9 protein-coding genes are annotated in these 12631 nt (G+C 37.1%); 4 read left to right on the plus strand and 5 right to left on the minus strand.

The window, feature by feature from the left end; genetic code table 11:
- Positions 1-9 precede the first annotated feature (9 nt).
- Both ACFX40_RS17900 and ACFX40_RS17905 read right to left on the minus strand, forming a co-directional pair.
- A complete protein-coding gene (locus tag ACFX40_RS17900) occupies positions 10-2640 on the minus strand; it encodes a DEAD/DEAH box helicase (RefSeq protein WP_377255779.1) in 2631 nt (876 codons plus the stop codon).
- A complete protein-coding gene (locus ACFX40_RS17905; protein ID WP_098249418.1) occupies positions 2633-4195 on the minus strand; it encodes a replication initiation protein in 1563 nt (520 codons plus the stop codon). The genes ACFX40_RS17900 and ACFX40_RS17905 overlap by 8 nt, the downstream gene beginning before the upstream one ends.
- Before the next feature lie 241 nt (positions 4196-4436).
- On the opposite strand from ACFX40_RS17905, the gene galU reads away from it, so the two are divergent.
- The 3 genes from galU (at position 4437) to ACFX40_RS17920 (ending at position 7624) form a co-directional block, all read left to right on the plus strand.
- Positions 4437-5321 carry a UTP--glucose-1-phosphate uridylyltransferase GalU gene (gene galU, locus ACFX40_RS17910; RefSeq protein ID WP_050690865.1) on the plus strand — a complete coding sequence of 295 codons (885 nt, stop codon included), beginning with the start codon at positions 4437-4439 and terminating at the stop codon, positions 5319-5321.
- Positions 5322-5566: 245 nt separating this feature from the next.
- Complete coding sequence (locus ACFX40_RS17915) at positions 5567-6850, plus strand: nucleotide sugar dehydrogenase (RefSeq protein WP_013059780.1); 1284 nt, start codon at positions 5567-5569, stop codon at positions 6848-6850.
- A 66-nt stretch (positions 6851-6916) separates the two neighbouring features.
- On the plus strand, positions 6917-7624 hold the full coding sequence (locus tag ACFX40_RS17920; RefSeq protein ID WP_013059779.1) for a WecB/TagA/CpsF family glycosyltransferase: 708 nt from the start codon (positions 6917-6919) through the stop codon (positions 7622-7624).
- Between the two features lie 36 nt (positions 7625-7660).
- Here ACFX40_RS17920 and ACFX40_RS17925 read toward each other — a convergent pair whose 3' ends face one another.
- Complete coding sequence (locus tag ACFX40_RS17925; protein WP_013085445.1) at positions 7661-9190, minus strand: flotillin lipid rafts scaffold protein FloT; 1530 nt, start codon at positions 9188-9190, stop codon at positions 7661-7663.
- A 20-nt stretch (positions 9191-9210) separates the two neighbouring features.
- Positions 9211-9744, minus strand: coding sequence for an NfeD family membrane protein (locus ACFX40_RS17930; RefSeq protein ID WP_377255782.1), 534 nt, complete (start codon positions 9742-9744; stop codon positions 9211-9213).
- A 630-nt stretch (positions 9745-10374) separates the two neighbouring features.
- Here ACFX40_RS17930 and ACFX40_RS17935 point away from each other — a divergent pair.
- A complete protein-coding gene (locus ACFX40_RS17935) occupies positions 10375-11427 on the plus strand; it encodes a glycosyltransferase family 4 protein (RefSeq protein WP_013059776.1) in 1053 nt (350 codons plus the stop codon).
- 38 nt (positions 11428-11465) lie between these two features.
- Here the strand turns inward: ACFX40_RS17935 and ACFX40_RS17940 are convergent, their stop codons facing one another.
- Positions 11466-12464 carry an LCP family protein gene (locus ACFX40_RS17940; RefSeq protein ID WP_060745864.1) on the minus strand — a complete coding sequence of 333 codons (999 nt, stop codon included), beginning with the start codon at positions 12462-12464 and terminating at the stop codon, positions 11466-11468.
- Between the last annotated feature and the right edge of the window lie 167 nt (positions 12465-12631).

A 12631-nucleotide genomic window follows, 5' to 3' on the forward strand; every position in this document is an offset into this window, starting at 1 on the left:
TAATTTTTCTTATTCATTTCTGTATGCAAGAAGCTCTTGTAGTTCGTTATTAGAAAGTTCTGTTACCCATTGATCTCCTTGGATGAGTTCATTGTTTAGATGTTGTTTCTGATTGATCACTTCATCAATTTTTTCTTCAATCGTTCCTCTTGTAATAAACTTATGAACATGAACAAATTTATTCTGCCCAATTCGATGGGCACGATCGGTTGCTTGGTTTTCAACGGCTGGGTTCCACCATCGGTCAAAATGAATAACGTGATTTGCAGCTGTTAAATTCAATCCAGTTCCACCTGCGCGAAGAGAAAGGATAAAGATGGCTTTTTTCCTTGCTTGAAATTGAGCAACCATTTCATCTCTTTGTTCTTTCGACAAACTTCCGTGAAGGAATAAAACCGGCTCGTTGATTTCTTTTTCTAAGGTTCTTTGCAGCATGAGTCCTGTTTCAATATACTGAGTAAAAATTAAACAGCTTTCTTGCTGTGTGCGAATGCTCTCTACGAGTTCAATAATTTTTTCACTTTTATGAGATCGCCGTACCGTTTGTTTAGCTGCACTTTCCTTTAAGTACAAAGCTGGATGATTGCATAATAATTTTAGCTTATTTAGTGTTTGCAAAATCATGCCTTTTCGTTCAAATCCTGTTTTTTCCTCTGTTTCTTGAAGCATTCCTTGAACTAGCTCCTGGTAAAGTGAAGCTTGTTCCGCTGTCAGCGGAATATATTCTTTTTGTTCTTGTTTATCAGGCAGTGAGCGGGCGATGTTTTTATCTTGTTTTGTTCTTCTCAATAAGAAAGGCTGAATGAGTGCTTTAAGCTCAACAGTTCGTTCAGGTTTCTCGCCTTTTTCAATGCCTGCTACAAATCGGTTTTTAAATGAATTGATTGTTCCTAAGTAACCAGGATTGATGAATTCAAATAATGACCATAGTTCCAGCAGACGGTTTTCAATTGGAGTTCCAGTAAGCGCAATTTTGTGTCTTCCTTGCAGCTGACGGATGGCTCTCGCCTGTTTAGTCTGCGGGTTTTTAACATGTTGGGCTTCGTCTAAGGAAATGCTGTTCCATATAAACCCATTCAACAATTCGACATCCAAAAGAGCAACTTGATAAGTCGTGATCACAACGTCAGTACTTTCACATATCTTCTCAAATGCGTATCCGCTGGTTCTTTTCGGCCCGTAATGAACATGAACACGAAGAGAAGGGGCAAATTTCTGTAATTCTTTTTCCCAGTTTCCAATTAAAGACGTTGGGCAAATGATAAGAGAAGGAGAGCTATGTAACTGATGAATATTTGTTAAATAACTAATTAATTGAATGGTTTTACCTAGCCCCATGTCATCTGCTAGACATCCTCCTAAGTTAAACTTTCTCAAAAACATGAGCCAATTCAAACCTTGCTGCTGATAAGGTCTTAATGCACCTTTGAATTCAGAGGAAGGCAGCACTTCCGGCAGCCGTTCTAAATCCGTTAAGGATGTAATAAATGATTGAAAGGAAGCGGGGAGTTGGAACTCAACTTTTACCTCTTCTTCATCGGTTTTACTGTCTGCCATGTAGGTTAGCTTCGTTTTTAAAATTTCATGAATTGAGACGCCTTTTTTACTAGCTTCTTTAACAATTTTCTGCGCTTGTTTAATTAATCTAGAATCCAGTCGAATCCACTGTCCGTTAATAGATAATAATCGGCGTTTTTGTTCGACTAATTTCCGAAACTCTTCTTCTGAGAAAGTTTGATCGCCAATAGAAAATGACCAGCGGAAGCTGCTGATAGCTTGTTTACCAAACAACGCAGATGAAGTATTTTCTATAGCGCCAGATACTTTGATGGTGGCTTTTTTTAATGATTCCCACCAGCTTGGCAAATGGATAGAGACACCTTGTTTAATCAATGCTGCACTATCTTGAGTTAGAAATTCCCATACTTCCTCATCTGTTAGAACAGACTGAATAAACGCTCCTTTTTGGTATAAAGTAGGAGCCAATGCTTTCCATCGTTCGTGTTCGTAAGCGATATATGATTCGTAGTGATTCCACTCTTTAGGAAGCGTTCTTCCCAGTATAAAAGGTTCTTTGGCTTCATCGTGGGGAATCACGAATGTTTCAGCCGTCCATACATCTCCATCGGTCGCTGGTTCTACAATACGCAACGAAAGGTCAAAGGGAGGATTATAGCTCTCGCCTTCTATGCTTATTAAAAAGTCCTTTCCTTCTTTTTTTAGTAGGCTCTCTTTAATTTGTGCTCGCCACTCTTGCTCATCAGCTTGTGAAAGCGATCCAGTCATTTGTTTTTTTAAAGGAAGAGAATGAAATTTCCCTTGGATAATCCTCTTTGTCATATCGACTGCAATTTGCTGATAAGCTTCCGCTGAAGCGGACAAAGCCGGTTTCAACACATGCTGTTGAATAGGTGATTGTATGAAAGTGAACATTTGCCATGCAGAAAGAAGAATTCCTTTTTTTCCATTAATCTCAACCTGTGTGGCTTCGCTTCCGTAATAGGTCTGTTCATGCCATAGAAACAGCGCATCTTTCCATGTATCAGGGAGCAAAATTTGGCCGCTAGGTGATACACAGTAGAGAAAAAAGTCACCGTGTACAGGTTCGACTTCAAGTGTTAAATGAAACAAATCAAACATTCAGTAAATCTCCTTTTTCTAATAGTTGTTGAAACGCGCGCTGTTTCTTCGTTTTTATCGCTAATTCTTCCATATAATGTTCCCATAGTAGAGAGCGATTCATTTGTAGATAAAGTCTCTTTAATTCTTGTAAGTAGATATAGGCTTCTTGATAACTGCTTTTCTTTTTTTCATAAATCAGCTTTGAGATCATTTGATGATAAAGAGGAATAACCAGCTTTTCATCTTTTTGTTTTAAGGCTTCTATCGTTTGCTCGTCATATTTGATACTGTCATATTGAAGAAGCACCTGTAATTCAACCCACTTTTTCAATTGGTCAGAAGCATATAGAAAATCACTGTATTCAATAAAACTATAGGGAAGTAACGTTTGCAATGCTTCAGTATACAAAGTTTGATCGTTCGTTAAGTCTTTATAGTGCTGAAATAAATTTACAATCATGGAGACCATGTTTCGGCTTCCTTGATAAGTAGTCGGAACCGTGCGTACGTAATCTCCTATATAGGTCATTATATAAGAGCCCCACTGAGCAAAGCGGTCAGTTTCTTTTTCATGCAATAAATCATTTAACCAAGGAATAAGATAGGGAATTGTTTGTAGGGTTTCATCGCTCAAACGTTCTTTTGCTTCCCCATCTTTTTCTTGAAGGAATAAAAGATAGGAAAGAGCTGTATTGTTTATAAAAGAACCGTACTTAGCTTTTAATTTGCTTTCCTCAGTTTTTCGCCACTTTTCTAACGTGAAAATTTTTTGCCAAATAACGCGATAAATCTCAATACGTTCATATTGTAAAGGCATATCTTTATGCAATAATTCTCGGATGTATGGAATGCTGTCCTCTATAATAGATAATGCATCTCCATCGTATTTCATTTGCTTTAATGAATCAGCGGTAGCATAAATTTCATTTGTTATTTTGTAGACGTGACTATATACGAATGATTCCTCGATGTTAGTAGAAAGCTGATGTGCCTGTAATTGAGCTGATAGTTTATAGAATGTATGAACCGCTCCATACATACAAAATAAAGCATAAAGCAATGGGTGCTCAGGAGCCTTTTTCACTAAAGCACGGTAATAGTACTGATAATATTCATGATAAATGGAACGGTCATTTTCGTTCCGCCCCTGCATAAAAAGCGTATACTGCTCCTCAAAAGTTTGTCTCCACTCTTGAAAAGTTGCCTTCGGCTTTTTTAACACTTGTTTGGCAGATAGCATAGTCAAAGCTGCTTTTTCATGGTTTCGCCATTCTTTGAATAGGGGCGCAAGCGGTTCTATTAATGAATACATATAAAAAAAAGCTGCAAAGCAGTGTTCACAAAATCCGTTATGCTGACAAGAACAGGTACTTTCAGGGAGCAGCTGCTTGTTTAGTTCCACATAAAACGAATCGATTTTAATGTTTAATATCTGTTCGTCATTGTGCAAAATGAAGAATGAATGGGTACGGTAAAGGTCTAGTCCTGCTTGGGCATTCGTGCGATAGCGTGCATCACTGTACGGGAAATGATGTATAAATTGGTGCTGTAAGTGATCTGAAAACGAACTCATAATCCCATTCCTTTCTATACATAAGTGGAGCATAAAATTATATTTATAAGTGATTAATTTTCTTTTCATTATAAATGATAAAAATAGAATTATACAAAATCTTTTGTTATGATAAAGCAGAATCCAACATGACTCTTTATAAAAAGAAATGGATTCCACATGACTTTGTGTACATACTCAATCGCAGACTTACTATACTATAACCAATAAGCACGATTGACATTGACAGGAGGAAAAGTAAGTGAAAATTCGTAAAGCTATTATTCCAGCAGCTGGATTAGGGACACGCTTTTTGCCGGCTACAAAAGCACAGCCTAAAGAAATGCTGCCAATTGTAGATAAACCAACGATTCAATACATTGTGGAAGAAGCAGTAGCATCAGGTATTGAAGATATTTTAATTGTAAGCGGTCGCGGAAAACGAGCAATCGAAGACCATTTTGATAAATCATATGAGTTAGAAGAAACATTAGCCGCAAAGGAAAAGTGGGACATGCTCGAAGAAGTGCAGGGGATTTCAAATTTGGCTAATGTTCACTACATTCGTCAAAAGGAACCTAAAGGATTAGGTCATGCCATTCACTGTGCAAGAAGTTTTATCGGAGATGAGCCTTTTGCTGTTATGCTAGGCGATGATGTAGTTCAATCAGAAACCCCTTGTTTGAAGCAGTTAATGGACGTATACGAAAAATATGAATGCGCTGTAGTTGGTGTACAGGAGGTTCCTAGGAAAGAAACTTCAAAGTACGGAATTGTAGGCCCTAAAGGAGAGCCTCTTGAAAAAGGATTACTAGACGTAGAAACGCTCGTTGAAAAACCGAATCCAGAAGAGGCTCCTTCAGGCTATGCAATTATGGGGCGCTATATTTTAACACCGGAAATTTTTGATATCTTAAGCAGAGAAGAGATTGGCGCAGGAGGAGAAATTCAATTAACAGATGCTATTTTACGTCTGAATGAATTCCAACGTGTTCTTGCTTATTATTTCGAAGGAAAACGTTATGATGTTGGAGATAAATTTGGATTCATTAAAGCAACAATTGATTTAGCTCTGCAAAGAGAACCACTGCGAGAAGAGTTAGTGAGCTATTTTAGAGAAATTGTCGAAAAACAAGGGCATATGTAAAATATATTTACTAAGGGAACTATTGGGAATCAAGGGGATTTTCAATAGTTCTTTTGGGTTAGGGCTCGTTGTACAAAAGATGGTTATATCGTTTATTGATGAATTCTCATAAAATGTTACATAATAATAAGTAAAAGAAATTATTTCATGTTTTTATATAAATGCTATCATGAAATGACATTTTTCGATATAATATCAGATAGGTTTTATTTATTAAGCATGTCATATAAAGGAGATTTTCTGCAATGACAAAGAAATTGTGTGTAGTTGGTTTAGGATATATAGGTTTACCGACAGCTGTTATGTTTGCCAATCACGGCTTATATGTACATGGTGTCGACGTAAATGAAAAAGCAGTAGAATTAATTAAAAATAAGCAACTTCATATAGAAGAAAACGGCTTACAAGAACGTTTAGAATCAGCAGTTGACAACGGACACTTCACGGTAGGCACAACGGCTGAAGAGGCGGATATTTTTATTATTGCTGTACCATCACCAATTAATGAAGATAAAACGGCAAACTTGAACTATGTTCGAGAAGCGACAAAATCGATTGTTCCTTACGTTCGTAAAGGAAATTTAGTAATTTTAGAATCCACAGTTCCTCCCCGTACAGTAGAAGACGTTATGCTACCTGTGCTAAAAGAAACTGGTTTAGAATTAGGCAGTGAGTTATTTGTTTCTCATTCACCTGAACGCGTTATTCCAGGAAAAGTATTTGAGGAATTAGTAAATAATGACCGTATTGTCGGTGGTATTAACGAAGAGTCTAGTCGTTTGACTGTTGAGCTTTATAAAACATTTGTAAAAGGAAATATTCACGTAACGGATGCTACAACAGCTGAAATGGTGAAAGTAATCGAAAACACATATCGTGATGTGAACATTGCGTTTGCAAATGAGCTGGCAAAAATCAGTGAAAAAATTGGTGTAAATGCGTGGGAAGCGATTAAGTTAGCGAACTATCATCCGCGTGTAAACATTCATTTACCAGGTCCTGGTGTAGGCGGCCACTGTATTGCTGTTGACCCTTGGTTCTTAACAGAGCTTCAGCCAGAACTGGCAAAAATTATTTCTCTTTCTCGTCATACAAATGATTCAATGCCTGAATATACAGCATTGAAAACGAAAAGCCTACTAGATGAAAAGGGCATTCAACATGGACGTGTAGCTGTTTTAGGTTTAGCTTTTAAAGGAAATATTGACGATATGCGTGAAAGTCCATCAACAGATGTACTTCATCATTTAGAAAAGCTGGGCGTTGATTACACAGCATTTGATCCTCATATCAAAGAGAATAAGATCGAGCGTCAGACGCAAAGTTTGGATGAAGCTGTTGCACATGCGGATGTGATTCTTATTTTAACAGATCATAATGAGTTCAAAGAGCTTCTTCCATCAGCTGTTGAAAATCACATGCGTACAAAAGTTATTTTTGATACGAAAAACTGCATTCAGCGTGATCAATGGAAAGCAGCAGGCTTTGACGTAGTGTTACTTGGTGATTCAAAAGTTTCTACTTTATAAAAAGACGGGCTGAACAGCCTGTCTTTCGTTTGTAAAAAACTAAAAAATCAACATACGGGTGATTTAATGAAGGAAAACATCTTAGGAATAGACGTTTGTAGCGACACGTACGATGAGCTAGCGGTAAAGTTACTTCAGGATATAGATAAAGGCCGAAAATCATTTATTGTAGCAATCAACCCTGAAAAAATTATGAAAGCACAAGAAGACAGGGAATTAAAGTCACTATTAAATCAAGCGACTTATCAAATTCCAGATGGAATCGGTGTGATTTTAGCTTCAAAGCTCAAAAAGGGACGTATTCGTGAGCGTGTAACGGGTATTGATATGATGCTGAAGCTGTGTAAAGAAGCAACGAATAACGGTAAAAGAATTTTTTTATACGGAGCCAAGCCTGGAATTGCAGATGAAGCCAAAGCTAAGTTGGAAGAGATGTTTCCAGGGATTTTAATTGTTGGAACATTAAATGGCTATGAAAAAAATGAAGAAGTCATTGAACGTACGATTAATGATTCAGGAGCAGAAATTGTTTTTGTGGCTTTAGGCAGTCCAGCCCAAGAAAATTGGATTATTGCTCATAAAGAGAAACTTAATCCTTCTGTTTATCAAGGCGTAGGGGGCTCGTTCGATGTTATTTCAGGACGATTGAACCGAGCACCTGCTGTTTTTCAAAAGTTTGGTTTAGAGTGGCTTTATCGACTGTTAAAAGAACCATGGAGATGGAAGCGTCAGTTAGAATTACCTAGGTTTCTTCTTCGAGTGTTAAGAGGTTAAAAAAGCATGCGGATATAATCCGCATGCTTTTTATTTTTAGATATCTTCTTTCTTGTTTTGCTGCTTGATTTCATCCGTTAGTTCGTGCAAGCTTTGTCGCACATTTCCTTTTCCGGAAAAGTTTTCAATCAATTCCTTCACATCTATACCTGAGGATGCTTTCAGCGATTCTTGAAGAGAAGACATTAAGTTCGTTGCATAGCCAGTCACTTTATTAGCTCCGCTGTTTTCACCGTTGCTTCCTGTATCCACAACCGTAATTTTGTCGATATTTGCTAAAGGACTTGCAACTTGTTTTGCATATTCAGGAAGCATCTTGATAATCATATCTAAAATAGCCGCTTGACCGAACTGCTCGAATGCTTCAGCTACTTTTTGTTTAGCTTCAGCTTCAGCTAAACCTTTTAAGCGGATAATCTCAGCTTCGGATTCACCTTGGGCACGCTGAGCTTCAGCCTTTGCTAAACCATCAATTCGAACGCGTTCAGCTTCAGCTTTAGCCATTGCTTCAATCCGATATTTATTGGCGTCTGCTTCAGCAAGCTGTTTTGCTTTTTCAGCTTCTGCGGATTGCTCAACAGAGTAACGATCTGCATCTGCTTTCTTTTTTACTTCAGAATCGTATTGACGCTCACGACGAAGAATTTCTTTTTCTTCTAATTCAATTTGTTTCTGACGTTCAATGATGCGGATTTGCATTTCTTGTTCTGTTACATCTTGTTTCGCGCGAGCTGTTTCTAGATCATATGCTTGGTCAGCACGAGCTTTGGCAATATCTTGTTCGCGACGATATTCAGCGGTTTTTAACTGATTCATCTTTTCAGCTTCCGCAATTTCTGTATTTCGCTCAAGCTCCGCTTTTTGGGCATCTTTATGAGCCTCAGCACGCTTGATTCGTGTTTCTTTTTCAGCTTCAGCTGTTGCGATGTCAGCATCTCGCTTAACTTGAGCAATACGAGGTTTCCCTAGAGATTCTAGATAGCCGTTCTTATCCCGAACGTCTTTAATTGTAAACGATACAATAATTAAGCCCATTTTAGCCAGATCTTGTGAAGCAACGCGCTGTACTTCTTGAGAGAATTTTTCACGGTTTTTATAAATTTCTTCTACCGTCATAGAACCAAGAATCGAGCGAAGGTGACCTTCTAAGACTTCTCTAGCTTCGGTTTCACGGTCTTCTTTTGCTTTGCCTAAAAACTGCTCAGCGGCCGTGGCAATTTCTGAAATAGAACCTCCAATTTTAATGATTGATACCCCATCAGCCATAACAGGAACACCTTGTTCTGTATATACTTCAGGTGTAGATACTTCCAGTTTGCTTGACAGCAAGCTCAGAGGCTCAGCCTGCTGAAAAACTGGCAGCACAAACGTACCGCCGCCGCGAACAATTTTAATGCGGTTTCCGGATTCATCAACGTGCACGTTTTTATTTCCTAGATAGCTTCCTGTTACAATTAAGGCTTCATCTGGACCTGCTGTACGGTATTTTGTAATAAATACGGCAATCAGCGCAATTAATAAAAAAACAACAATTCCAACGACAACTAATATAGGTGTTGAAAACATAAAACTCCCCCTAATACTATTTATAATGAGTGATTGGTCATAACTTCTTCATAAATCACAACGAGTGCGTTGCCCTTTTGTATATCTACAACAAGCACTTTGCTGCCTAAAGGTATAGCAGTGTTTTTAAAGCTGACAGCGGGTTTGGAGATAGTGCCGCTAACCCCTTCGATAAATACTTCTCCATAACCATCTGCAGGAACGGAAGTAATAATAGTACCAAGTCTTCCTTTTAACGAATCTTCAGTAAAAGCAAGAGATTCTTCAGCCAATGATAAAGGAATTAATACAAAAACGTTGAGCAAAATAACGAGTAGAAGGGCAATAAGAGCGGAAACTGAAATAATCCAATAATTTTGCAATGACGTATAGGCGAACAAATATCCACTGGCACTAAAGAATGTTAAAAAAGAAAAAAGAAGAGTGGGGTTAAAAAAAGGTATCGCTTCAGATAATCCATCTAACAAATCGCTAAATAAAATGTATAAGAAGGTAAGACTTCCGCAGATGATTAATCCATACAAATACACTGTTTGAACAGATAGGCCGAACATAGTTCATTCAACACCCCCTTTATGTAAGATAATTGATGCTGTTTCTACTATGTATTACGAACCGTATCGAAAAAAAGTTTCATTTTTTTGATAAAATTCCTTTTTTTGTTTAATTTCATCTCTATCCATTTCACTATATTTTAACTTTTAAATGATATAAGATAAGGACAACGATTCAGTGAATGTGGTTTGAAGTAGTGGACATAGATAGGTCAAAAGCTTGTTCATATAATGAGTGGGGCCATGTGAAATAAAAATAAAGGTTTAAATATGCTTAATAAAAAGGAAAAAGAGTTAGAGATGACGAATAAATTAGACGAAAAGGGGGGAGTTCGCTTATATTTTAATAAAGTATAGTAAAGAAAATGTTCTACATAAAATAACCACATAAGAATAAAGTAAATCAGCTGTTTATACACCAAAAAATACAGTTCTTTTCTATTGATAGTTTGTAAATGTGCTAATTTTTGAGAATAAATTTCTATTTAAGTAGTAGAATCATTGTGATATAATCCATTTTGGGAATAAGTAAGTAATTATTGTGATACGCAATTTGAAATACTATCCAATTATATAAAGTTGGATACATTTTTTATGGTTTTGGTTAACATAAACCTGAGGAGGGTCTCCATGCTATATTTGACCTTGTTTATTTGTTTTATTACATCTATTCTGATCACTCCGCTGGTTAAGAAGCTGGCGTTTAAAATAGGTGCAACGGATAAACCAAATCAACGAAAAGTTCATCAAAAAATTATGCCTCGCCTTGGAGGTTTGGCGATATTTTTTAGTTTTCTTATTGGATACCTCGTTTTACAGCCTGACAGTAAATATGCGCTGCCGATTTTAATCGGAAGCATCATTATCATCATTACCGGTGTCTTAGATGATATGATTGAGCTATCCGCTAAAATCAAATTAGGCGGTCAGCTAGTAGCGACATTAATTGTTGTTGTATACGGCGGAGTCCAAATTGACTTCATTAACTTGCCGTTTGGCGGAAAATTAGAATTCGGAATGTTAAGTATTCCAATTACGGTATTATGGATTGTAGGAATTACCAATGCTATTAATTTAATTGATGGATTGGATGGATTAGCTGCCGGCGTTTCCTCTATTGTATTGATTACCATCTCGGGTATGGCTATTATGATGGGCAATGTGTTTGTGACAAGCATGGGTTTCATCGTATTGGGAAGTACGCTCGGATTTTTGTTTTATAACTTTCACCCCGCTAAGATTTTTATGGGCGATACAGGAGCACTATTTTTAGGCTATATGATTTCTGTATTGTCTCTGTTAGGATTTAAAAATGTAGCGGTTATTTCCTTCATTGTTCCAGTTATTATTTTAGGAGTGCCAATTTCAGATACGTTCTTTGCTATTATTCGCCGAATCGTAAAAAATCAACCGCTATCGGCTCCCGATAAATCCCATTTGCATCATTGCTTGTTGCGCTTAGGGTACAGCCATAGACAAACGGTTTTAATTATTTATGGAATGAGTGCGATATTTGGTTTAGCGGCAGTTATCTTCTCAAAGGTACAAACAATGTGGGGGTCTTTTCTTGTACTAGCTATCCTCCTTGTAGCGATTGAAATTATCGTCGAAAAGATAGGACTAGTTGATAAGACATATAGGCCAATTCTCAACATGGTTCGTGGGCTTCGTTTAAAAAATTAATTAAAAAGACCTCTTGGATATCCAAGAGGTCTTTTTAATTATTCTGTTGTATCTGAAGTTGATTCAATGCCTAAATGCTTGCGGAGCTTTTCACTTACTTTTTCCACTGAATCATTATCTAGTTTGAAGTAGTAAACGCCGTTAATTTTTTCATCGCTGCCGTCTAAGTTAATGGTTTCGATGTCTACTTTTTTCGAAGCATAATCATAAAATGAAAGCATTTCACCGAACATTAAATTCGTTTTCATATTATCGCCAACAGCTTCGATAAGATTGCCATATTTATTTAGTGATCCAATGGAAGCAGCTTTTTTAATCATGGCTTCAATCAACTGCTGTTGTCTTTTTCCTCGCTCAATATCGTTGTCTTGTTTTCGTGTTCGAGCAACAGCTAACGCTTCTTCGCCATTTAAATGTTGATTTCCTGGTTTTAAGACAATGGCATTATGACGATCTTTTGAGTCCTTTTCACTCATCGCATAAGGTACATCAAAATCGATTCCTCCAAGTGAGTCTACAATGTCTGTGAAAGCTTTAAAATTCACTTTAACATAGTAATCAACAGGAACATTAAACAGCTGTTCTACCGTTTCTACAGTTGCTTTTGGACCTCCGTAAGCATGCGCATGAGTAATTTTATCTTTTTTGTTCACTTCAGGTATATAAACCCGCGAATCTCGAGGTATGCTTACAAGCTTTACGGTTTTATTTGTTTCGTTAAAGGTCGCCAAAATTAAAGCATCTGTACGGGCTGAATTTCCGAATTTCCTGGTTTCACTATCATCTACGCCCATAAATAAAATGGATATATCATCTTTTTTGGGATCGATTTTACGATCACGCATAGGAGAATTATCGCGATCTCCGAGTCCTTCATAAGAATCAGAAGCTACTGTTTTAGCTTTAACAAATAAATAAGAGCCATAAGCGGTTGCAGAAAGCCCTAAAATAAGGATAGGTAACAGAAAAAATGTAAAAAGCCTTCGTTTTCTTTTCCGTTTGTTTACTCTTTTTTGAAAACGTCTATATTGAGCCATACGGTTTCTCCTTTTATTCGTATATTCGAACACTTATTGTGACACTTAGTATGTGTTATAAATTGGAATGTATGAATCAAACTCGTCAAAGCTATGCATCTGTACGAGGTTTTTTACTCATTGACAAGTAGCGCAACCATCAGAATAGTTGCGCTATTTATCAATTG

The sequence above is a fragment of the Priestia sp. YIM B13552 genome, assembly GCF_042787775.1.
Classification (GTDB): domain Bacteria; phylum Bacillota; class Bacilli; order Bacillales; family Bacillaceae_H; genus Priestia; species Priestia megaterium_E.